This is a genomic window from Planococcus sp. ANT_H30, from assembly GCF_008369335.1.
GTDB classification, from domain to species: Bacteria; Bacillota; Bacilli; order Bacillales_A; family Planococcaceae; genus Planococcus; species Planococcus kocurii.
Genome location: NZ_VOBJ01000009.1, coordinates 13,710 through 36,803, shown reverse-complemented (window position 1 = coordinate 36,803; position 23,094 = coordinate 13,710). Strand labels below are relative to the sequence as shown.

20 protein-coding genes are annotated in these 23,094 nt (G+C 42.1%); 18 read left to right on the top strand and 2 right to left on the bottom strand.

Annotated elements, in window-relative coordinates:
* The first annotated feature begins 27 nt into the window (after positions 1-27).
* The 9 genes from FQ085_RS15210 to FQ085_RS15175 all read left to right on the top strand — a co-directional run bounded on the left by FQ085_RS15210 (position 28) and on the right by FQ085_RS15175 (position 8,669).
* Positions 28-501: a MarR family winged helix-turn-helix transcriptional regulator gene (locus FQ085_RS15210; protein WP_149457053.1), complete on the top strand. Its 474-nt coding sequence runs from the start codon at positions 28-30 to the stop codon at positions 499-501.
* Complete coding sequence (locus FQ085_RS15205; protein WP_149457052.1) at positions 498-2,222, top strand: ABC transporter ATP-binding protein; 1,725 nt, start codon at positions 498-500, stop codon at positions 2,220-2,222. Before FQ085_RS15210 ends, FQ085_RS15205 begins: the two co-directional genes overlap by 4 nt.
* On the top strand, positions 2,219-4,045 hold the full coding sequence (locus FQ085_RS15200) for an ABC transporter ATP-binding protein (RefSeq protein WP_149457051.1): 1,827 nt from the start codon (positions 2,219-2,221) through the stop codon (positions 4,043-4,045). Before FQ085_RS15205 ends, FQ085_RS15200 begins: the two co-directional genes overlap by 4 nt.
* A 216-nt stretch (positions 4,046-4,261) precedes the next feature.
* Positions 4,262-4,435 carry a hypothetical protein gene (locus tag FQ085_RS18160; RefSeq protein ID WP_169793163.1) on the top strand — a complete coding sequence of 58 codons (174 nt, stop codon included), beginning with the start codon at positions 4,262-4,264 and terminating at the stop codon, positions 4,433-4,435.
* A 543-nt stretch (positions 4,436-4,978) separates the two neighbouring features.
* On the top strand, positions 4,979-5,365 hold the full coding sequence (locus tag FQ085_RS15195; protein WP_058386280.1) for a MerR family transcriptional regulator: 387 nt from the start codon (positions 4,979-4,981) through the stop codon (positions 5,363-5,365).
* A gap of 37 nt (positions 5,366-5,402) precedes the next feature.
* Complete coding sequence (locus FQ085_RS15190) at positions 5,403-6,719, top strand: hemolysin family protein (RefSeq protein WP_058386279.1); 1,317 nt, start codon at positions 5,403-5,405, stop codon at positions 6,717-6,719.
* A gap of 50 nt (positions 6,720-6,769) precedes the next feature.
* The gene (locus FQ085_RS15185; RefSeq protein ID WP_058386278.1) at positions 6,770-7,825 is read left to right on the top strand and encodes a hemolysin family protein; all 1,056 of its coding nucleotides are present in this window, start codon (positions 6,770-6,772) and stop codon (positions 7,823-7,825) included.
* A 95-nt stretch (positions 7,826-7,920) separates the two neighbouring features.
* Positions 7,921-8,403 (top strand): DUF4306 domain-containing protein, encoded by a 483-nt coding sequence (locus FQ085_RS15180; protein ID WP_149457050.1) that lies wholly within the window; start codon positions 7,921-7,923, stop codon positions 8,401-8,403.
* 2 nt (positions 8,404-8,405) lie between these two features.
* Entirely contained in the window at positions 8,406-8,669 is a 264-nt protein-coding gene (locus tag FQ085_RS15175; RefSeq protein ID WP_149457049.1) for a hypothetical protein, read from the top strand.
* A gap of 232 nt (positions 8,670-8,901) precedes the next feature.
* Here FQ085_RS15175 and FQ085_RS18155 read toward each other — a convergent pair whose 3' ends face one another.
* Together FQ085_RS18155 and FQ085_RS15170 are read right to left on the bottom strand one after the other, a co-directional pair.
* Positions 8,902-9,069, bottom strand: coding sequence for a hypothetical protein (locus tag FQ085_RS18155; RefSeq protein ID WP_188074763.1), 168 nt, complete (start codon positions 9,067-9,069; stop codon positions 8,902-8,904).
* A gap of 14 nt (positions 9,070-9,083) precedes the next feature.
* A complete protein-coding gene (locus FQ085_RS15170) occupies positions 9,084-9,350 on the bottom strand; it encodes a hypothetical protein (RefSeq protein WP_149457048.1) in 267 nt (88 codons plus the stop codon).
* Positions 9,351-9,476: 126 nt separating this feature from the next.
* On the opposite strand from FQ085_RS15170, the gene FQ085_RS15165 reads away from it, so the two are divergent.
* The 9 genes from FQ085_RS15165 to FQ085_RS15125 all read left to right on the top strand — a co-directional run bounded on the left by FQ085_RS15165 (position 9,477) and on the right by FQ085_RS15125 (position 23,076).
* Positions 9,477-9,878 (top strand): hypothetical protein, encoded by a 402-nt coding sequence (locus FQ085_RS15165; protein WP_149457047.1) that lies wholly within the window; start codon positions 9,477-9,479, stop codon positions 9,876-9,878.
* A gap of 116 nt (positions 9,879-9,994) precedes the next feature.
* Positions 9,995-11,479: a flotillin family protein gene (locus FQ085_RS15160; protein ID WP_149457046.1), complete on the top strand. Its 1,485-nt coding sequence runs from the start codon at positions 9,995-9,997 to the stop codon at positions 11,477-11,479.
* Positions 11,480-11,784: 305 nt separating this feature from the next.
* A complete protein-coding gene (locus FQ085_RS15155) occupies positions 11,785-13,347 on the top strand; it encodes a response regulator transcription factor (protein ID WP_058386274.1) in 1,563 nt (520 codons plus the stop codon).
* Entirely contained in the window at positions 13,307-15,118 is a 1,812-nt protein-coding gene (locus tag FQ085_RS15150) for a sensor histidine kinase (protein ID WP_058386273.1), read from the top strand. Before FQ085_RS15155 ends, FQ085_RS15150 begins: the two co-directional genes overlap by 41 nt.
* A gap of 145 nt (positions 15,119-15,263) precedes the next feature.
* Entirely contained in the window at positions 15,264-16,562 is a 1,299-nt protein-coding gene (locus FQ085_RS15145; protein WP_058386272.1) for an ABC transporter substrate-binding protein, read from the top strand.
* Positions 16,563-16,673: 111 nt separating this feature from the next.
* Positions 16,674-17,621 carry a carbohydrate ABC transporter permease gene (locus FQ085_RS15140; RefSeq protein WP_143039537.1) on the top strand — a complete coding sequence of 316 codons (948 nt, stop codon included), beginning with the start codon at positions 16,674-16,676 and terminating at the stop codon, positions 17,619-17,621.
* The gene (locus FQ085_RS15135; protein ID WP_149457045.1) at positions 17,618-18,445 is read left to right on the top strand and encodes a carbohydrate ABC transporter permease; all 828 of its coding nucleotides are present in this window, start codon (positions 17,618-17,620) and stop codon (positions 18,443-18,445) included. The genes FQ085_RS15140 and FQ085_RS15135 overlap by 4 nt, the downstream gene beginning before the upstream one ends.
* A gap of 348 nt (positions 18,446-18,793) precedes the next feature.
* On the top strand, positions 18,794-21,004 hold the full coding sequence (locus FQ085_RS15130; RefSeq protein WP_149457044.1) for an alpha-galactosidase: 2,211 nt from the start codon (positions 18,794-18,796) through the stop codon (positions 21,002-21,004).
* A 41-nt stretch (positions 21,005-21,045) separates the two neighbouring features.
* A complete protein-coding gene (locus tag FQ085_RS15125) occupies positions 21,046-23,076 on the top strand; it encodes a beta-galactosidase (protein ID WP_149457043.1) in 2,031 nt (676 codons plus the stop codon).
* The last annotated feature ends 18 nt before the right edge of the window (positions 23,077-23,094 follow it).

Sequence of the window (23,094 nt, the reverse complement as noted above, 5' to 3'; positions counted from 1 at the left end):
GGTTCATAAAGGAAGGATGGTGTGGAAATGAACACTAAAATAGAAATGGACACGTATAGGCAATTGCTGCTGTCATTTGCGGATGTGCAAAAAAACATGGCGCGCTTTATTCAAAAGTCAGCAATGGAAAACGGCTTATCAGTGCCACAGTATTCCATTTTGATGACCATTATTTGTTGCCATGAAATGACGCAGAAGAATATCGGTGAGAAAACCTTTTTACCCAAAAGTACCTTGAGTCAGGCAGTAGATGGGTTAGTTAAAGAAGGTTATCTCAATCGTCGACAAGTAGAATGCAACCGGCGTGAAACCTTGCTGTCGCTCAGTGAAAAAGGGCAAGCATTAGTGAACCGTCTCTATTTCCAAGAAGATGGATTGCATCAAGTGTTCAAGGCGGCTAGTGAACAACTTACGGAGCGACAAATAGAAGAATTGATCGACTCACACCAAAAAATTTCAACGTATTTAACCGAAACTAAACGAGAGGTGACGACAAAATGATTAAGATTTTAAAAAATCTCAGTCCTTACAAATGGATTGTGCTAGGCGTAGTCGCTTTAGTTTTTGGTCAATCGATGGCAGAGCTGTTTTTGCCGACATTAATGGCTGACATCATCGATAATGGCGTTGTCAAAGGGAATATTCCATACATCTGGCAAATCGGTGGCTGGATGTTACTCGTATCCGCAGTCGGGGCAGTGGCCGCCGTTTTTGCCAGCTTTTACTCTTCTAAAGCAGCGATGGGAATGGGGCGCGACTTGCGGCAAAAAGTATTCAAGCATGTCGGCCAATTTTCGCTTCAAGAATTTGATGAAGTCGGCACCGCATCGTTGATTACGCGTACGACAAACGACATTACACAAGTGCAACAAGTCGTCATTATGATGCTGCGCATGGTAATTAGTGCACCGATTATGCTAGTTGGTGGGATTATTTTGGCGGTGTCAAAAGATGCAAAATTGTCGCTCGTTATTATTGGCGCGATGCCTGTACTGGTCGTTGCAATCTTACTAATATTGAAATACGGTATGCCTCTTTTCCAACAAGTTCAAAAGCGGATAGATAACCTGAATTTGGTCGTGCGCGAAAACTTGACGGGCATCCGCGTGATCCGTGCTTTTAATAGAGAAACAGAAGAAAAAGCACGTCTTCAAAAAGCCAATCGTGACTTGACCGACGTGTCGATTCAAGTCAACAAAGTCATGGCTTTCTTAATGCCAGTGATGATGCTCGTGATGAACCTAACTGTCGTGGCTGTTATTTGGTTTGGTGGCATCCGCATTGGTAACGGCGCTATGCAAATCGGTGACTTGATGGCATTTATTCAATACGTCATGATGATCATGTTTGCACTGGTTATGGCATCTTTTATGTTCGTCATGATTCCGCGTGCTGCAGTATCTGCTAAACGAATCAACGAAGTATTGGAAATGAAACCGGCCTTCACAGACGATGGTACTGCTAAAGCCGACCGCGTACGCGGAACGCTAGCGTTTGAAAATGTTTCTTTCTACTATCCAGGAGCGGAAGAACCGGCGTTGTCGAACATTAGCTTTAGCGCAAAGTCCGGTGAAATCACAGCATTGATCGGCGGGACGGGTTCTGGTAAGTCGACGCTTGTTAACTTAATACCACGTTTTTACGATGTGACAAGTGGGACGATTCGTGTTAACGGCGTCGATATTCGTGAGGCCTCTCAACAAGAAGTTCGTTCAAAAATTGGTTTTGTGCCACAAAAAACGATGCTGTTCACCGGTACCATTGCGGACAATATTCGCTTTGGTAAACAAGATGCAAGTTATCAAGAAATGAAGCAAGCGGCGAGTACGGCACAAGCAACAGAGTTTATCGATCAAATCGAAGGTGGCTTTGCGGCTGAAATCGAGCAAGGCGGCTCTAATTTATCAGGCGGTCAAAAACAGCGCTTGTCCATTGCGCGTGCTTTGATTCGTAAGCCGGATTTGTATATCTTTGATGATAGCTTCTCAGCACTGGATTTTAAAACCGATGCAAAGTTGCGTAAAGCACTAAAAGATGAAACGAAAAATGCTACGGTGCTACTAGTTGCACAACGCGTAAGTACAGTTGTTGACGCTGACCGCATCATCGTTCTAGAAAAAGGCAAAATAGTGGGCATGGGAACACATAAAGAACTGTTAGAAACCAACGAAGTTTACCATGAAATTGCCTTATCCCAGTTGTCAGAGGAGGAAATTGCATGAGCCAGATGGGACCTCCTCGTGGCGGTGGGAATATGCCGCCAGAAAAAGCCAAAGATTTCAAAGGCACATTTAGACGTCTAGTGGCGTATTTAAAACCACGCCGAAAAAAACTAGCGGCGGTCTTTTTCGTCGCGATTCTCAGTACGGTGTTTTCCATCGTCGGACCAAAAATCATGGGGATGGCGATCACGGAATTGTTCGAAGGCGCGTACGGTCAGTTAAAAGGTGTGCCAGGTGGGGGGATTGACTTTGGCGTTATTGGTCAGATTCTCGCCATTCTTGCCGGCTTGTATTTGTTTAGTAGTGTGTTTAGTTACATCCAGCAATACATGATGTCGACCGTGGCACAAGACACGGTTTACGATTTGCGCCAAGACGTCAATAAAAAACTAGAAAAATTGCCGCTCAAATATTTTGACGGACGGGCAAATGGCGAAACCTTAAGCCGTATGACCAATGACATCGACACGATCGGCAGCACCTTACAGCAAAGCTTGACGCAGTTTATTACGTCAATTGTTACGCTCGTCGGGATTATGATTATGATGCTGACCATCAGTCCATTGCTGACGCTAATCGCGGTTGTTTCTTTGCCGCTATCGTTGTTCGTTATCGGACCCATTTTGAAAAAATCGCAGAAGTATTTTAAGAGCCAGCAAAAAAATCTGGGACGTTTGAATGGTCACGTAGAAGAAATGTACACCGGCCATCAAGTCGTCAAAGCGTTTGGGCACGAAGCAAAATCCAATGAACAATTCGATGCCGTTAATGAAGAGCTATATGATGCAGGACGCAAAGCGCAGTTTATTTCCGGGATTATCATGCCGATGATGACGTTGATCGGCAACTTGAGCTATGTGTTGATTAGTGTCGTTGGGGGTATTTTGGTCACGCAGCGTGCAATTTCGATTGGGGACATTCAAGCGTTTATTACGTATTCCAAACAGTTTACACAACCAATCACGCAGACGGCGAACATCGCCAACATTGTTCAGTCGACAATTGCTGCGGCTGAACGAGTTTTCGAATTGCTGGATGAGGAAGAAGAAGTGAAAGAAGTAACGACTGCTGTTCTTGAACGTGCAAAAGGCGCAGTTGCTTTTGAAGACGTCGATTTTGGTTACGGTGAAAAACGATTAATCGACAAGATGAACATTGATGTTTTACCAGGTCAAACAGTCGCGATTGTCGGGCCAACGGGTGCTGGTAAAACGACTTTGATCAATTTATTGATGCGTTTTTACGAACTGGATGGCGGCCGGATTACCATTGATGGCCTGGATTCACGAGAGATGTCAAGACACGAATTGCGTCAGAACTTTGGAATGGTGTTGCAAGATACCTGGCTCTTTAACGGCACCATTCGTGACAATATTGGCTACGGCAAAACCGGAGCTACGGAAGAAGAAATTCGTGCGGCTGCAGAAGCGGCACACGCCGACCACTTTATCCGCACGCTGCCGGACGGTTATGACACCATTTTGAACCAAGAAGTATCAAATATTTCACAAGGACAAAAGCAATTATTGACCATTGCACGTGCCATTCTTGCCGATCCGCCAATGATGATCTTAGACGAAGCGACATCGAGCGTTGATACACGGACGGAAATTTTTATCCAAAAAGCGATGAGTCAATTGATGGCTGGACGTACAAGTTTTGTGATAGCGCATCGGTTGTCTACGATTAAAGACGCTAGCTTGATCTTAGTTATGGACCAAGGAAAAGTTATCGAACAAGGCACACATCAGCAATTGCTCGATAGAGACGGCTTTTATGCCGAACTATACCGCAGCCAATTTACCGCGAAAGTGGCTGTGTGAAACACAAAAGGTCTACCGCACAAGAGTTGTGCAGTGGACCTTTTGTGATTCTACGATACAAGTAAAAATCACTAGTTCAACCGGTATAGCTTACACGCGTGCGGGCGCAGGAAGTTTCAGTAACGGTTATTTTTCGACAGTGAGATGGAAACACGTTATGCTTACATTAGTTTACTTGACCGTCTTGGCGGCAGGACAAACGGGAGGATGATTCAAATGGCATTTCTAGACAAACTCAACCAATTCAAAGACAAGTCGATTGAAAAAGGCAAAACCCATTGGGAAGAAAACAAAGACGATTACAAAGAAAAAGCTGCTACCTATAAAGACAAAGCGATGGTCATGAAAGACGACGTGGCGAACAAAATCAAAGAAAAGACGAAAAAATAAGTGTTGGTGGAGTCAAGCGGATTGCGCTTGGCTCTTTTTTTATGAAATTTTAGCGTTTTGCACTAGTGAACGAGTGTGAAATAGCGGCAGAGTGAATTTGTTTGCAGGAATGAGTAGTTTGTTTGCGCAACTCGCTATGTTGTTTGCAGGAGCGAGCGTGTTGTTTGCGCTATTTATTGTGTTGTTTGCGGGATAGGCTGATTTGTTTGCAAATCGCCCAAAAAACGAGACTGTTCCAAGTGAATCAAGTGAATCAAGTGAATCAAATGGAACAAACGTATGCAGCCCGTCACACAAAGCGATAGCCAGTTAGTCACTAGTCACAGCCACAGTTCCAAATCATGTCGATATCATGTCGCTTACTCAAAAAGATGTCTATTTCTGTCCAAAACCAGAACGTTAGACTGTATGCTTTTTATCGAAATGTGCTATTATTTTTTATTACTAAGAGAAATTGCTTTCGTGCAATGGATCAGATCGGAAGTTAACCACGTTAGGTTAATGTGAGTCAAATAAGGGGGTGTCTGCATTGGGAAGGACTTAATGAAAATCGGAGAGATTGCAAAATTGAGTGGGGTATCAACGAGAACCATCGATTATTATACGGTATCGGGATTGCTACAAAGTCAGCGAACTAAAACCAATTACCGGCTTTATCCGGCGTCTAGCCTGCAGACGCTCAAACGTATACAAGTTTTGAAAAAACAGCGCCTGTCGATTTCGGAAATTAAAGACGTGCTTGCTACACAAGAGACTTCAGAAACAACACTTCTTGTCGATGAAGTATATGAAGAATTCGAATGCCTGCAACGAAAAATCACGCGCTTGGAGGAGCAATTAAAAGATGCCCCAAGCCCCGTGAAGCTACACATCAGCAAAGCGCTTGAGCACCAGTTAGCAGCTATAACTGCTTTGATCGCGTTGCTGTAATTTACTTGGAGGTGAATCCCTTTTACAGGGAAGACACGTGGACATAGTAACCTTATTGAATTTAGTTTTATTAGTACTATTAATTGCCTTGACGGCATTTTTCGTTGGCTCGGAATTCGCGATTGTTAAAATTCGCATGTCGCGGCTCGATCAACTGATTGCAGAAGGCAATAAAAAAGCGGTAACTGCGAAAAAAGTAGCGAGCGACTTGGATTATTATTTATCTGCCTGTCAGCTCGGAATTACCGTCACAGCACTTGGACTGGGAGCGCTCGGGAAACCGACCATTGAACGATTAATGTACCCAATCTTTGAATTTTTTGCTGTGTCAGACGCAGTGGCCTCAACGGCTTCCTACGCCATCGCGTTTTTACTTGTGACTTATTTGCACGTCGTTGTCGGTGAAATGGCGCCAAAAACTTTGGCCATTCAATTTGCGGAAAAGATGTCGTTATTATTGGCACCCCCGCTTTATTGGTTCGGAAAGGTTATGAAACCTTTTATCTGGGCATTGAACGGGGCGGCTCGCGTGTTGCTGAGAATCTTCGGTGTTAAACCCGCAGGTCACGATCAAGCGTATTCAGAAGAAGAGTTGAAAATTGTTATGGTTCAGAGCTTTGAAGGCGGAGCGATCAATGAAACCGAACTTTCGTATATGGAAAATGTGTTTTCGTTTGATGAACGTGTAGCTAAAGACATTATGGTGCCGCGTACCGAACTCGTCACGCTAGATAAAGACATGCCGCTTGCTGAAATTATCGAGATTTTAGATGAAAACAATTACACACGTTACCCTGTAACCGAAGATGGCGACAAAGACAAAATTCTTGGATTTGTTAGTGCCAAGAAAATGCTGCCGCATATTGTCGCAGGACGCGAATGGCAGCTCGAGGATTTTGTCCTGGAACTGCCGACTGTGTTTGAAGCGACAGGCTTGCAAAACGCGTTATTGATTATGCAAAATGCGCGCGTTCATATTGCCCTCGTTGCGGACGAATACGGGGGGACGGCCGGTATGATTACTATGGAAGATATTTTAGAAGAAATCGTCGGTGAAATTCGAGATGAATTTGATGCGGACGAAGTGGCCGACATTAACAAAGTCAGCGACAATCAATACGTGATCAATGGTCGCGTGTTATTGAAAGACCTGGAAGAGCGTTTTGGTATAACCTTTGATGAAAGCGACGACATCGATACGATTGGTGGCTGGATTCATTTCAAGAGCCCGGGAGATGTCAAAACCGGCGCTACTTCTACAGAGTCAACAAATTCGTGGACCATCGTAGAAATGGATCACCAGCAAATCAAGCAAGTGATGTTCCACAGTCATTCGAAAAAGTTGAATACGTAAGTTCCACTTAACAATTAATGGAGGTGAATCCCTCATTTGAGGGATACCAATTGGACGGACAAATAGGCATTAGCTTACTACTCATCGCGATGCTAATTATCGCAACTGCATTTTTCGTCGGTGCCGAATTCGCTATTTTAAAAGTGCGAATGTCGAGAATCGACCAATTAATCGCCGAAGGCAATAAAAAAGCCGTACTGGCAAAAAAAGTAGCCAATAACTTGGATTATTATTTATCAGCCTGTCAGCTAGGAATTACCGTTACCGCTTTAGCCCTTGGTGCACTTGGAGAGCCTACCGTCGAACGGATGCTTCATCCGCTATTCGTTGCGTTTGATGTGCCATCCGCGTTATCGACCGTGTTGTCCTACGCTATTGCTCTTAGCATCGTGACATTTTTACACGTAGTTATCGGCGAATTAGCGCCAAAAACCTTAGCCATTCAATACGCTGAAAAAGTAACCTTGTTACTAGCGCCCCCGCTATACTGGTTTGGTAAAGTGATGAACCCATTCATCTGGATGATGAATGGGTCGGCGCGTTTGCTCCTGCGTTTATTCAACGTAAAACCAGCCGGTCACGAAGAAGCTCACTCGGAAGAAGAGTTAAAGCTGATCATGGCGGAAAGTTTCCAAAGCGGCGAAATCAACCAAACCGAGTTAACGTACTTAAAGAATATTTTCGCGTTTGATGACCGCATTGTTCGGAACATCATGATTCCAAAAGCAGAAATCGTGTCAGTCGATAGCCGTTTTACACAGGCAGAACTTTTTGCCGTGTTGGATAACCACCAATACACGCGTTACCCAGTTGCCGATCACAGCAAAGATGGCAAGTTGATTGGGTTTATCAACACGAAAGAGCTGTTGACCAGTATGGCAGCAGGAAGAAAGCAACATCCGGAGTCGTTTATCCACGAGATGTCGCGTTTTCCAGAAACGACACCAATTCAAAAAGTGTTGACTAAAATGCAACAAAATCGCACGCATATGGCCATCATCACCACAGCAGCTGGTGACATGTCCGGACTCGTAACAATGGAAGACATTTTAGAAGAAATCGTCGGTGAAATTAGCGACGATTCGTTCGAAACACAACCCATTTAATGTGCATGAAAGAAGAGAAGCCTCCAGGTTTCTCTTCTTTTTTTGGTAAATTATTGGTAAGGTGAACAGAACAGTTACAAGGAGGAGAGAGGTTTATGCAAGAGAGCCTAGTAAAAAATACGAAAGAATTCATTTTGTTTTTTGGTGCACTCATCTTTTTCGTCGTCGCGACATTTTTTAGTTTGTACGAAGGTAGTCGGTTAGACAACATCCCTTGGGAATGGCCATACTCTGCTATCTTTACTAATTGGCTAAGCGGCGGTGCTGAAACAGCAACTGATATTTTGACAATCGACTACTTAGTTTATGCCGCAAAATTCGCGCCGTTGTTTCCGATCATCATGTTTGTTGCTGCTTTCGTTTTGTTGTTGCAACTGGCTGCGTGGATTTTTAAGAGGAGTAAAATTGTGTTGAGTCTGTTTCACATAGCGTGTGCCGCCGGACTTTTCGTCATGAGTACGCTACTCATGTCATCGCCAACACTGGGACTCGAACTTTTTTCGCGGCTTTTCTTCATTATGGGCTTTGTTTTGGTGATTTCAGGTGTGACTTCTTTGATTAAAGCAAAGAAACAGTAGCGATGAAGGCGTTGTTTGCAGCGACGCGTGGTTTGTTTGCGGGACACCGCCCGTTGTTTGCGTTATCGACAAGTTTGTTTGCATTACGCCCAAAACCAAGACCGATTTACCCAAAACCAGAAATCCCCGCTCAAAGCGCGTACGCTTTGAGCGGGGATTTCGATGAAAAGAGGAGAAGGCTAGGTATTTGGAAAGTTGGTTGTGTAATCGACAAATTTGTTCGCAAAAGCTTAATTTCTCTTATTAAGACGAAGCTAATTTGCTAGCTCCGGTGTGAATTCACTAGTTAAAGCTCGTTGTTTGCAGAAACGCGTAGTTTATTTGCGGGATCCGCCGCTTTGTTTGCAGCGACGAGTGGTTTGTTTGCGCAACACCGCCTGTTGTTTGCGTTATCGATAAGTTTGTTTGCATCACGCCCAAAACCACCCCCAAGCCCAAATTACTCAAAACAAGAAAAATGCGGATCAAGCGCTACTCGCTTGGTCCGCATTTTTCGATTCAATCAGTCGTCAGCTTTTCTCGTTGTGTATGCTCTAAAGAAACTTTGTCTCGCTGTAATTGAATATCGGCTAGCTTGATCGCGGATTTTCGGTAAATATCGAAAGCAGCGAGAAGGGTCAATCCGACAAAAACAATCGCAATCATTAAGTTGAAACCTATTTCCAAAATTATCACTCCTTTTATCCGTTCAAAATTTGTTCTGCAAAGTGTTTGTCTTTGATTTCTACATACAAATCATATTGTGCAGTATTCGTCATGGCGTCGCGCATATGTGAAGAACCCATATGACCTTCAGTGCCGTGAACATTGGCATTTACTCGTAACACAGTGTCATAGTCGATACCTTGTACGCGAAGTTTATCCACCGCTTGATAATACATAGCATCACCAAAAGCAGTATAAGCTAGATGCTTCTTCTTAAAAAATATCCACCGAATCAGTCCCATATCGCAACACCTCCCATGTATTATACGCATAACCAGTCGAAATGTTTCATTCTAGAAAAAATGGAACCTAATTTCCAAAAGAGCGTATACTTAAGAAACACTTGGAACGAAGAGAGGAGCATTGCCATGCAAAGCTACACTTTGTTATTTTTCGTGGTCGGATTGATTGTCTTGGTTGCGATGATTGCCCCTTACTTTAAGTGGTGGATGAAAAGCATCATTGTCATTTATTACGGCAGCTTGTCTTTTGTATTTATCTACAAGCACACTTCTATCAATAGAACATACAAAGGCATCACACCGGTCCCCGCTCCATACTGGGAAGAAAATTCGCAATGGGTGTGGACTATATCGAATCTGATTTTTTGGCCGTTTGGCATCATGTTGTTGTATCTTTTCTTTCGACTGTTTCAACGCACTACATTGTTGTCGGCTAAAATTTTCATCGCTATTAGTTTGGTGCTAGCTATTATGCTCATACTTTTCTTAGATTTCGTTTTTAATTTTGAGTATGGTTATCTTCCTTGAAAAAAAAATTACTTTTTTTGAAACATTTAGTTAATTTATTCGTAATACTATTATAGGCGCAATTCCATCGTTCATTCAATAGGATGCGCCAATCAGCAAAAGGGAGTGGAGAAAACATGCAATCATTAGGAATTATTACAGTTATTATTGCGTTAGTCATCATCGCGGCAATTGCCGGCATCGGGTATTTCTTCTGGATGAAGATCCGTTACCGCACCGCGAAATCCAATGAGGCGCTAATTATTACGGGACCCAAAATTGGAGATCCAGCAAAAGATACGAATATTTTTACAGATGACGAAGGTCGCTCGATGAAAATCATTCGGGGCGGCGGCTATCTGTTAAGACGTTTCCAAACGTCAACGCCGGTTAGCTTGACGTCATTTCAACTGAAACTTGCCACACCGCGTGTTTATACAAACGCTGGGGTGCCGATTGTTGCCGACGCTGTGGCCATGGTCAAAGTCGCCGACACGTTGAATGGCATTGCTAATTACGCCGAGCAGTTTCTTGGCAAAAAACAAGAAGAAATTGAGACGGAAATTATCGAAGTGCTTGGTAGTAATTTGCGTGCGATTCTTTCAAAAATGACAGTAGAAGACATCAATAGCGACCGCGAGAAATTCAATACGGATGTTCAAGATGTCGCTCAAAAACAACTAGATTTGATGGGCTTTAAAATCACATCACTCGGCTTGACCGATTTGCGTGATGCTGATGAGAATAATGGCTACTTAGAAAACTTGGGTCGACCGCGTATCGCAGAAGTGCGCAAGCTTGCTGAAATTGCAGAAGCCAATACGGAGCGCGAAACACGCATTCACCGCGCGCAAACCGACCAAGAGGCAAAAGAAGAAGAATACAAACGCCAAATTTCTACCGCCGAATCGAAAAAAGAAAAAGACATAAAAGACGCAGCATTCAAAGAAGAAACTGAACGTGCGCGTGCCAAATCCGAGCAGTCTTATGAGCTGGAAAAAGCGAAGCTTGCGATGGAAATCCAGGACGAAGAACTCAATATGCAATTCGCAGCACGTGAACGCGCAGTTAAACTCGAAGAAGAAGAAAGCAAAGTGCGTAAAACAAAAGCCGATGCGACGTATTACGAAACAACACGTTCTGCAGAGGCCGATGCGCGCCGTGCGGTAATTGATGGGGAAGCAAAAGCCAAGATCAAACGTGATGAAGGTGCCGCAGAAGCAGAAGTTATTCGCGAGCGCGGTAAAGCAGAAGCCGAGTCTCGTAAACTACTCGCTGAAGCCATGGAAGAACACGGCGACGTCATCATCACCGAAAAACTGATCGACATGTTGCCCGTATTTGCAGAGAAAGTGGCCTTGCCACTGAGCAATATCGAATCGGTGAAAATCATTGATTCCGGCAACGGCCAAGGCATCCCGTCTTTCGGCAGAAGCGTGACGAAAACCATGGTCGACATGCAGGCGCCGCTGAAAGAAATGACCGGCATCGATATCGGAGAGTTGCTGAAATCTTACGTCAATCGCAACAATCAACCAGCAGCCCAAGCACCGGTTGCGACGATGCCGGTATTACAAAAAGAAAAAATTGAGGATACAAATCAAAGCGATGAAGAATTGTAAGAGAATCATGTAAAGAATAAACTCAAGAACTTTTGCCAAAGAGGCAAACGGTTCTTGGGTTTTTATAATGTCTGAGAACATTCTGTTTTTTTATGAGCAGTATTTTTATTCTAATGAAAAATATTCATTTCATATGTTAAGTTATTTGATAAATAATCATGAATTAGTAAGAGGTGGTAGGATGTGTTTAGAACAGCAGAGAGTGAGAAATTGCCAAGCTCCATGAATTTAACGTATGATTTTATCTAATAGAAAGCAACAGCATCGGAAGTTTTGTATGAAGCAAGTAGCAAGGGGGAGATATTGTGAGAGAGAGATGCAAAGTTCTTATAGTAGATGACGAGATGTTAATCCGACAAGGAATTCTGAATTACATTGACTGGAAACAGGCGGGATTTGAAATTGTGGGAGAAGCTTCAAATGGAAAAGAAGCGATGGAGATGATTAACGTATTTTCTCCAGATATCGTTATTACCGATATTGTCATGCCCATTATGGATGGAATCGATTTGGTAAGAGAAGCCAAAAAAGCATTTCCAAACATTGAAATTATTATTTTAAGCAGCTTTGAAAACTTTGATTACGTGCGATCAACCTTTCAAAATGGTGTGGCTGATTATATTTTAAAGCCGAAGTTGAATGGACAAGAATTATTAACCGTATTAAACAGGGTTGCAGATCGTATTCCGCATATACAAAATGCTTCTTCTCCGATAAAGACAGTTCGCACTCCCGAAGAAATACTTGAAAGTATGATTCTTGGATATGATATTTCTACAAATTTTGTGGATGCGTCATCTGTCTTCATCAATAATAAGTTTGGGTTGATTGGAATTCATGGGGAAAATCTTAATGCAGTAGCGGCAGCAACAATAGTTAAGCAAGCTGTTCTCGAAGAGTTGCCCGTATTTCTATTAAACGCCAGCAAAACAGAAGCGACTCTTTTATTCAATTTTAATTCTCACCAATTACGGTACATTAAAGAGGCGATATACCAAGAAAAAAACGAAGTATCGGATGAAACGTGGGCAATTTACGAACCATTCGATGCGATTGAAGATATTAAAAGAGTGCACGATGAAGGCTATTCGCAGATGAAAAAGTACTTGTTTTACTTGCCGGACATACATGTGTTTAGTTACGATGAATTGCCAAAAGAGAACGAAAAACAGGCACATTTTGACTTGAATCATTTTATTGAAATGTTTAAAGATCGTTTGTTTAACGTAGCATTTACCTATCTAGAAAATCACGTTGATTATTTGAAAGGGCGATACCACAACGACAGCTTTGAGTTCAAAACCTTTTTAGGGAATATCGTTTTCAATATAATTGTGCTACTAGAAACGATGAAATACGACGTCCAAGCTATTGAACAAAAAAAGTACACTTACTTTTCGGTTATTAACGAAGCCGATCATGTTCATGGGGCATTAGACAAATTCAATGAATTTTTAGATGAAGTACGTGGCATTATTCTTTTAGATGACAAAGCCAATGATCAATCCAGAAACCTCAATAAAATCTTATCTTATATTGAGCAGCATTATACCGAACCACTTCGCTTGTCTGAAATAGCTGCTCACTTTCACTTTAATACTTCTTATTTGTCTTCTTATTTCAGTACACACCACAAGGAGGGCTTTAGTGAATATTTAAATCGGGTGCGCATTAAAAAATCGATGGAACTATTGGAAAACAGCCAAGTCTCCATTTCGAACATTAGTGGGATGGTTGGCTACTCTGAGCATAGCTATTTTTGCAAAGTCTTCAAGCGGATAACGGGTATGTCTCCAGGAAAATACCGAAAGGAGTTTCATGCTAATCATGACAATGAAAAAAAGGGCCTTTCGAATCTTAAGAAATAACAGCCTGTTTGTAAAAATGTTTTTGATTATGGTCATTAGTATCGTAGCGGTTTCTTTACTCATTACAGTTAGTTCAATTCGAATGTCTTCTAATTTATTCATGGAAACCTTTAGTATTTCAAATACAAAATCATTAGAACAAATTGAAAAACAATTCGAAGCGTATAGTTTCGCTGTCGTCAGCGCGATGAATGATGTGCAAAATAATGGAACGATCAAAAAAGTACTGACACAAAAAAATCAGAATACGATTGAAACGTCAAAATCCTATTTTGATATTGGTAAGCAAATGGAACGCATTTATCCAACTATAGAATCGTATGAAGCCAATATGATTGTTCTTGGAAATAACGAGCGGCTATACAATATGAATTATTCAAATTGGCCAGTTTCATGGCAAGGACTGCGCAATCATCAAATTACGCAAAACTCATTTAATCGACCAAGTACTTTGCTTTATCAATTTATCCCTTCCACTCTTTTTACTGATGAACCGATGATCGTAGCCACAAAAGCACTCGTTGAGAGATCGACTGGTGAAATTTACGGCGTTTTGTATTTTCCAATTCGAGAATCTCAATTGAAAGATTTTTATGAAGGATATACAAGCACGGAAAACCAAGTTTTACTGATCAATGATAAAGGAAAAGTGGTTTCTAGTAACAATGAAGAACTGATTGGTGATGAGTCAATTGACGTCCTAACATTGGCTAAAGAAGTAGAGTCAGAAGAAATCGAATTCAAAAATGTTCATGTCTTTGATAAGGACTATATGTTCATGTCGCAATACTTGCCAACTTACAATATGTATTTAGTGAATCTAGTAGACAAAAATGCAGTTCTCAATAACTTGGTCAACACAAAAGAAATCCTTTTGATCAGTTTGGGCATCGTCTTACTTGCTGTAATTGTGGTATTTATCATTTCCCGTCGAATGACCAATTCAATTAGTAAGCTGGTGAAAGAAATTTCAACAATGGCCAAACATGAGTTCACAAAGCCAGTTCCTGAAACGGGTGGCTACGAGACAAAGAAAATTGCCCATGCTTTTAATTTTATGCTCAATGAATTGCAAGAATATGTGGAACTTGTCGTACAAGCTCAACAAAAGCAACGGGGAGCAGAATTGTCAGCATTGCAGCATCAAATCAATCCACATTTTCTTTACAATACGCTCGCCTCAGTGAAGTTCATGATCCAACAAGGCAACAAAGAAAAAGCAACTGACATGATACATGCGTTAATTTCATTACTGCAAAATGCATTGAGCAACGTCGACCAGACCATTACCGTTGAGCAGGAAGTAATAGATTTGAAAAATTATGTTTTAATCAATCAAGCGCGTTATGGAGACGGGATTAAAGTGAACTTTTTCATCTCTCCAGATTGTTTGGATTGCCAGTTGCCCAAGTTGATTCTTCAACCATTTATCGAAAATGCTTTTTTTCATGCATTTAATGAAAAAAAAGAAGGATTTGTTCAAATTTTAGTATCTCAAAAAGGATCAAACCTCTTATGTGAGATTGTTGATAATGGAGATGGCATGGAAATAAAAGGCGATTACACGAAAGAAGATTTTAAAGAAAAGCGTCATTTGTTTAGTGGCATTGGTATTCGTAATGTTCATGAACGTATTCAGTTACTCTACGGAGAAGAATATGGTGTCGAAATTACAAGTGAAAAAACGCTGGGCACAAAAGTGAAAGTGGAACTGCCGCTTCAAAAAAACAAAAAAGAACTAAAACCAAATGAAATTACAAGTTTCTACTAATAATACAAATTTATTTGACAGAAAATTAGAACATCTAAAAATTTTCAAACTAACACCTAAAGATTGTCCTAACAATCTTTTTTTTTGTGTCGTTATACTGTATGTAAGGCGAAAGGTTAAGCGCTTACAAAAAGGGGGATTTTTGATGAAGAAATTTTATCTTATGTTATTGCTGGTAGTCGGCATGGTAGTATTGGCAGCTTGTTCTTCAGGGGATGAAGAAGCAAACGGGGGAAGTGATTCAGAAGGATCATCAGACGTAGATACGATTACGGCTTGGGCTTGGGATCCGGCATTCAACATTGCAGCTCTTGAAAATGCCAAAGAAGCTTACGACGGTGATGGCGACTTTGAAGTAGACATCATTGAAAATGCACAAGACGATATTATTCAAAAATTAAACACCGGACTCAGCTCGGGTACAACGAACGGAATGCCAAACATTGTTTTGATTGAAGATTACCGTGCGCAAAGCTTCCTGCAAGCTTATCCGGATGCATTCCATCCATTAACGGACGTTATCAATTCAGACGATTTTGCAGAATATAAAATTGCGACAACAAGTTTTGAAGATGAGCAATACGGATTGCCATTCGATTCTGGCGTAGCGGCATTGTACGTACGCACAGATTATCTTGAAGAAGCAGGATACACAGTAGAAGATGTAACAAATATTACATGGGATGAATACATTGAAATTGGTAAAGATGTGAAAAAAGCAACTGGCAAAAACATGTTGACCTTGGATCCGAACGATTTGGCTCAGGTTCGTATGATGATTCAGACAAACGGTTCATGGTATGTGGATGAAGATGGTTCAACACCAAATCTTGCAGGCAACGAAACACTTGAAAACGCTTTTGAAACATATAAAGAAATGATGGATGCGGACATCGCAAAAATCGTTTCTGACTGGAGCCAGTTTGTTGGTGCCTTCAACAGCGGCGACGTTGCCAGTGTTCCAACAGGAAACTGGATTACACCAAGCGTTAAGCAAGCCGCAGATCAATCAGGTAATTGGGCAGTCGTGCCAATGCCGCGTTTGGATATGGAAGGCGCAGTAAACGCTTCTAACTTGGGCGGCAGTTCATGGTACGTCTTAAACGTAGATGGCAAAGAACAAGCAGCGGAATTCATGTTGAACACATTTGGTTCAAACGCTGATTTGTACCAAACACTTGTAGAAGAGATTGGTGCTCTTGGAACGTACTCACCAGCAGCTGAAGGAGATGCGTATGCAGTTGAAGATGAATTCTTCGGTGGACAGCAACTTCTGACAGACCTTTCTACATGGACTGATGAAATTCCAGCCGTCAACTATGGCTTACACACGTATGCAATTGAAGATATTTTAGTAACAGGGATGCAAGACTATTTGGGTGGAGCAGAGCTCACGACCGTACTTGAAAATGTTCAAGGACAAGCTGAAGCACAACTCAAATAATAGATTGTAAATAAATGAAGCCTTGAGTTGCCGTCCGATAACTGGTAGAAGTGCTTTATCACTTACCATTTGGACACAGCTCAAGTTTTTTTTATAGGAGGAATGAGAAATATGGGGCAGCAATCAACAAAAAAAGGCGAAATAGATCTTCCCGTGCGCTTGGGCTATAAAGAAACCAAACGTGACAAAACCGGTGTGTACTTTAAGAAAAAAGTTGGTTGGCTGTTTATCATTATCTCAGTCATCGCAATTACCATCTTTAACTTTTATCCAATGATCCAAGCTTTTCTGTTGTCGTTCCAATCTGGAATGGGCGGGAATTTGGAGTTTACAGGCTTATCCAATTGGCAGCGTTTGTTCGGTGATCCGACATTTATCGCAGCATTAACCAATACATCGATTTACTTACTGATTCAAGTACCATTAATGATCATATTGGCATTATTCTTTTCCGTCTTGTTAAATGACCCTAACTTGAAATTTAGAAGTTTTTTCAGAATCGCAATTTTCTTACCGTGTGTAACGTCATTAGTTGCTTACTCGGTCATTTTTAAATACTTATTTGGAATTGATGGCATCATCAACCAGTTTTTGCTTAACTTTGGTTTTATTTCTGAAACCATCAATTTTTTAGCAGATCCCGTATGGGCGAAAGTGGTCATCATTCTTGCAATTACTTGGAGATGGACTGGCTACAATATGATTTTCTATCTAGCAGCTTTGCAAAATGTCGACAAGTCGATTTACGAAGCAGCACGAATTGATGGAGCGAACTCGATCCAGCAGTTTTTCCAAATTACCGTGCCCATGCTCAAGCCCATTATTTTGTTCACATCCATTACGTCAACGATCGGTACATTACAAATCTTTGATGAAATCGTTAACATTACTAATGGAGGACCGGGAAACGCAACAATCTCAATTTCACAATATATTTATAATCTTTCCTTTGAATACACGCCTGACTTTGGTTACGCATCAACCGTGTCTTACGTCATCGTAATTTTAGTAGTCGTTCTTTCAATTATTCAATTCAGAGTGGCAGGTGAGAAAAAATGAAAAACGTAAAAAAAATCTTCATTTATACATTTCTAAGTCTCGCTGCCATCGTTTCCATTTTTCCTTTCTTATGGATGCTTGTCAGCATCACCAACAAATCGGTGGATGTTACGCAAGGGCGCTTGCTGCCAGGAACTCACTTGATTGAAAACATGAAAACCTTGTTTACCACGATAGACATCGTCCCAGCTCTAATCAACTCGACTATTATTGCCGTTATCACAACCGTTTTGACACTGCTATTAGCATCACTCGCCGGTTACGGCTTTGAAATCCATCGCAGCAAAGGAAAAGACATTGTCTTTAACATCTTACTGCTATCGATGATGATACCATTTGCAGCGATTATGATTCCCTTGTACCGCATGTTCGGCAGTATCAGCGAAACGGCACCGTTAATTGGTATTGATTCGCTGGGCGCTGTCATTTTGCCGACAGCGACGACTGCGTTCTTCATCTTTTTCTTCCGACAAAATACGAAGATGTTCCCAAGAGATTTGGTGGAAGCAGGAAGAATTGACGGCTTGAGTGAACTTGGCGTATTTTTCCGTATTTATATGCCAACAATGAAAACCACATATGCTGCAGCTGCGATTATTTCGTTTATGAATAGCTGGAATAACTATTTGTGGCCATTGGTCATTTTGCAATCACCTGAAAAAAGAACGATTCCTTTGTTGATTTCCAATTTAGGATCAAGTTATTCACCAGACTATGGCGTCATCATGGCGGCTATCGTCATTGCCACATTGCCAACAGCACTTGTCTTCTTCTTGATGCAGAAACACTTTGTTGCTGGCATGATGGGATCGGTTAAAGGATAAGATTTGTTTGGATTTATATGAATATTATTATAGGAAACTGTGATGTGTTCTAATACCGCTTCGGCCGCTCCGGGCATGGCTCCCGCAAGAAGCCAGAAAAATCGTCTGTCTTCTTGCTTCGCCTAGCCCCTGGACGCGCCTAAGCTAAATGAATTGGTAAATAGTTTTAGAGACAAATGCTAGATATGAAGTAAAAAAGCGGAGACTCCCGCGGGATAGCGAAGTGTAGAAATCCACTCGGGCCAAGAGCCCGAGTTAGTTCGGCGCAAGCCCGCAGGAAAGCGTAGCTTTTTTACGGAATATCGATACAAGAAACACAACTTCTGTATTTTAACTAGGAGGTAAATTGTGCCGATTTTATATAACGACTCTACACGGGAGTTTCACCTGCAAACAGAAAAGACCAGTTACATAATAAAAATTTTAGAAAACAATCAGCTGGGGCAGCTGTATTATGGTAAAAAACTGCAGCATCGGGAGTCTTTTCAACGCTTGTTTCATGTAGAAGCGACACCAAACGCAGCTTGTGTCAACGAAGGCGATCTTGTTTTTTCACTGGATTTGATTAAACAAGAATACCCCGCATATGGCACAACAGATTTCCGATCACCTGCTTATCAGTTGCTGCAAGAAGATGGGAGCCGGATTACTAATTTTGTGTATCAAGACCATCAAATTTTTTCAGGCAAAAAGAAATTAATGGGATTGCCGGCAACTTATGCTGAGTCTGAAGACGAAGCCACGACATTGGAAGTTTCGCTTTACGATGAGGTGATTGATGTTGAAATTCGACTTTCTTATACCGTATTTGAAAAGCTAAACGCCATTACGCGGTCTGCTCAGTTTATCAATCACGGACAAGCAGCAGTCAATTTGACGATGGCGTTGAGTGCCAGTATCGATTTGCCGGATGCTGATTTTGAAATGGTGCAATTGTCAGGTTCGTGGGCAAGAGAGCGACATATTAAATCGCGTAAATTAGTACCAGGGATTCAAAGCATCGCCAGTACAAGAGGGACCAGTAGCGCTCAACAAAATCCATTTCTTGCGCTGAAACGTCCATCAACAACTGAGCACCAAGGAGAAGTGTATGGTGTGAGTTTGGTTTATAGCGGCAATTTCTTAGCGCAGGTTGAAGTGGATCATTACAATGTGACGCGCTTGATGACTGGCATCAATCCGTTTGATTTTAATTGGCTATTGGAAAATGGAGACAGTTTCCAGACACCAGAAGTGGTGATGGTGTATTCGGCTGAAGGCTTGAATGATATGAGCCAAACCTTTCACAGACTGTACCGCACGCGATTGGCACGCGGATACTGGCGCGACCGAGAACGTCCGGTGTTGATCAATAATTGGGAAGCGACCTATTTTGATTTTGATGAACAGAAAATTTTTGAGCTTGCCCAGTCGTCTAAGGCATTGGGTGTTGAATTGTTTGTGTTGGACGATGGCTGGTTCGGCAAACGTGATGATGACACAACTTCCTTAGGTGATTGGTTCGAGGATAAGCGTAAATTGCCAAGTGGCATTACGCAACTGGCCAAAGATATTACAGACTTAGGGATGGAATTTGGGTTATGGTTTGAACCGGAAATGGTCTCGAAAGTGAGTGACTTGTATAAAACGCATCCCGATTGGGTAATTCATGTTTCCAATCGTCAAATGTCACATGGTAGAAATCAATTGGTACTTGATTTTTCGAGACAAGACGTAGTGGATTACATTTATAACTTAATAGCGGAGGTTTTGCGGGATGCACCGATTTCTTATGTGAAATGGGACATGAATCGGTATATGACGGAAGTGGGATCTTTAGAGCTACCGGCTAACCGGCAACGTGAAGTGGCGCACCGCTATATTTTGGGTGTCTATTCTTTGTATGAACGATTGACGACTGAATTTCCACATGTATTGTTTGAGTCTTGTGCAGGCGGCGGCAGTCGATTTGATCCCGGTTTGTTGCACTATGCGCCACAAGGGTGGACCAGTGACGATACCGATGCTGTAGAGCGCTTGAAGATTCAATACGGCACTTCACTAGTTTATCCACTTAGCTCAATGGGTGCCCACGTATCGGCTGTGCCTAATCATCAAGTAGGCAGGAAAACAAGTTTAGAAACACGGGCAAACGTCGCTTATTTTGGAGCATTTGGTTATGAGCTAGATGTCACGATGATGACGGATGCAGAAAAAGAAGAAGTGAAAACGCAAATTGCTTTTTATAAAGAAAACCGGTCGCTGATTCAGCAAGGGCAGTTTTACCGAATCACCAGCCCGTTTGCAGAAGATGGCAATATCACCAGTTGGACGGTTGTATCAGACGACCAGGCAGAAGCGATAATCGGTTATTACCAAGTGTTGTCGCAACCAAATCCAGGACTTATACGAATATTCTTTAAAGGACTTAATCCCGAATTCGAATATGCAATTGATGGAATCGATGAGACGTTTTACGGTGATGAGTTGATGAGTGCTGGACTGCAAGTCAACCGTTACCGTATCAATGAGCACCCAGCGGACTTTTCTTCTGCTGTTTATAAAGTAACGCGTGTGTAAGTGAATGGTTGACCAAAGTTGAAATGAAGGGATGGAATAAAATGATTAATGATAAATTGCCAAAAATTTGGCACGGTGGAGACTATAATCCGGAACAATGGGAGTCAAACGAAATTTGGGATGAAGACGTTCGCATGTTTAAACTTGCAGGAATCGACGTGGCTACATTAAACGTCTTTTCTTGGGCTTTAAATCAACCGGACGAAGACACATATAACTTTGATTGGTTGGACGACAAAATTAACCGTCTTTACGAAAATGGTATTTACACATGCCTGGCGACAAGCACAGCAGCGCACCCAGCATGGATGGCGAAAAAGTATCCGGATGTGTTGCGCGTCGACTTTTACGGCAGAAAACGTAAGTTCGGTAGCCGACACAATTCATGTCCAAATAGTCCAACTTATCGTAAATACTCAGAGAAAATTGCTGAAACACTAGCCGAGCGATACAAAGATCATCCAGCTGTTTTGATTTGGCATGTGGCCAATGAATACGGCGGCTACTGCTATTGCGACAATTGCCAAGATGCTTTCCGCAATTGGTTGAGCGATAAATACGGAACGATAGAAAAGTTGAACAAAGCATGGAATACGGGATTTTGGGGCCATACGTTTTACGACTGGGACGAAATCGTTGCACCGAATATGCTGAGTGAAGAACGTGAAGACAATGTCTCGGATTTCCAAGGCATTTCACTCGATTATCGCCGTTTCCAATCCGATAGCTTACTGGACTGCTACAAGCTAGAGTATCAAGCAATTAAGAAGCACACACCTCATCTACCGGTTACTACAAATTTAATGGGGACGTATCCAATGTTGGATTATTTCAAATGGGCAAAAGAACTGGACGTGGTGTCGTGGGACAACTACCCAGCAATCGATACGCCGTTTAGTTATACGGCCATGACGCATGACTTGATGCGTGGATTGAAAAACGGTCAACCGTTTATGCTAATGGAACAAACGCCGAGTCAGCAAAACTGGCAGCCGTATAATTCATTGAAACGTCCAGGCGTGATGCGTTTATGGAGCTATCAGGCAATTGGTCGCGGTGCAGATACCATTTTATACTTCCAGCTGAGACGTTCGGTTGGTGCTTGTGAGAAATATCACGGAGCAGTCATTGAGCATGTAGGACACGAAAACACGCGGGTATTCAATGAAGTCGCACAGCTTGGTAAAGAGCTAAACCAATTATCGGATACCTTACTTGATGCGCGCGTAAACGCCAAAGTGGCGATCGTCTTTGACTGGGAAAATCGCTGGGCGACAGAATTATCAAGCGGACCTTCTGTGTCGCTCGACTATGTCAACGAAGTGCATAAGTATTACGACGCGTTGTACAAGCTGAATATTCAAGTGGACATGATCGGTGTCGAAGAAGACTTGGGCCAATACGATGTGGTCATTGCGCCAGTTCTGTATATGGTGAAAGAAGGCTACGCCGCGAAAGTAGAGCAATTTGTTCAAGACGGCGGAACATTCTTGACGACGTTCTTTAGCGGCATCGTCAACGAAACCGATATTGTGACACTCGGTGGCTACCCAGGTGAACTACGCAATGTTCTTGGCATTTGGGCTGAAGAAATCGATGCGCTTCATCCAGACGAAACCAACCAAATCGTCATGAAAGATTCTCGTGGCAGTATGAGCGGCAGTTATTCATGCAATTTGCTGTTTGACTTGATCCACACAGAAGGAGCACAAGCTGTCGCAGAATACGGTTCTGATTTTTATAAAGGCATGCCCGTGTTGACAGTTAACCAGTTCGGAAAAGGAAAAGCGTGGTACGTAGCTTCGAGTCCTGATGAAGCGTTCCTCGTCGACTTTATGAAAACCGTTTGCGAAGAAGCAGGCGTTGAACCGTTACTTACTGTTCCGCAAGGTGTGGAAACAACAGAGCGTGTAAAAGAAGGACAAACGTACTTGTTCGTGTTGAATCATAACGATGAAGAAGTAACGATCGAGTTACAAGACATTCAGTACCAAGAAGTGCTTACTGACGCACAAATGAGTGGCACTATCGTCTTGAAAGAAAAAGGCGTGCTGATCTTAGCGAAGCTATAAATTGGTGGAAATAGAATA

Excerpts from the sequence above, each read along its gene's own strand:
- FQ085_RS15135 (WP_149457045.1), top strand. The coding sequence starts at position 17,618 with ATGAAAAACGTAAAAAAAATCTTCATTTATACATTTCTAAGTCTCGCT.
- FQ085_RS15205 (WP_149457052.1), top strand. The coding sequence starts at position 498 with ATGATTAAGATTTTAAAAAATCTCAGTCCTTACAAATGGATTGTGCTA.
- FQ085_RS15195 (WP_058386280.1), top strand. The coding sequence starts at position 4,979 with ATGAAAATCGGAGAGATTGCAAAATTGAGTGGGGTATCAACGAGAACC.
- FQ085_RS15125 (WP_149457043.1), top strand. The coding sequence starts at position 21,046 with ATGATTAATGATAAATTGCCAAAAATTTGGCACGGTGGAGACTATAAT.
- FQ085_RS15180 (WP_149457050.1), top strand. The coding sequence starts at position 7,921 with ATGCAAGAGAGCCTAGTAAAAAATACGAAAGAATTCATTTTGTTTTTT.
- FQ085_RS15210 (WP_149457053.1), top strand. The coding sequence starts at position 28 with ATGAACACTAAAATAGAAATGGACACGTATAGGCAATTGCTGCTGTCA.
- FQ085_RS15145 (WP_058386272.1), top strand. The coding sequence starts at position 15,264 with ATGAAGAAATTTTATCTTATGTTATTGCTGGTAGTCGGCATGGTAGTA.
- FQ085_RS15165 (WP_149457047.1), top strand. The coding sequence starts at position 9,477 with ATGCAAAGCTACACTTTGTTATTTTTCGTGGTCGGATTGATTGTCTTG.
- FQ085_RS15140 (WP_143039537.1), top strand. The coding sequence starts at position 16,674 with ATGGGGCAGCAATCAACAAAAAAAGGCGAAATAGATCTTCCCGTGCGC.
- FQ085_RS15175 (WP_149457049.1), top strand. The coding sequence starts at position 8,406 with ATGAAGGCGTTGTTTGCAGCGACGCGTGGTTTGTTTGCGGGACACCGC.
- FQ085_RS15170 (WP_149457048.1), bottom strand. The coding sequence starts at position 9,350 with ATGGGACTGATTCGGTGGATATTTTTTAAGAAGAAGCATCTAGCTTAT.
- FQ085_RS15160 (WP_149457046.1), top strand. The coding sequence starts at position 9,995 with ATGCAATCATTAGGAATTATTACAGTTATTATTGCGTTAGTCATCATC.
- FQ085_RS18160 (WP_169793163.1), top strand. The coding sequence starts at position 4,262 with ATGGCATTTCTAGACAAACTCAACCAATTCAAAGACAAGTCGATTGAA.
- FQ085_RS15200 (WP_149457051.1), top strand. The coding sequence starts at position 2,219 with ATGAGCCAGATGGGACCTCCTCGTGGCGGTGGGAATATGCCGCCAGAA.
- FQ085_RS15150 (WP_058386273.1), top strand. The coding sequence starts at position 13,307 with ATGACAATGAAAAAAAGGGCCTTTCGAATCTTAAGAAATAACAGCCTG.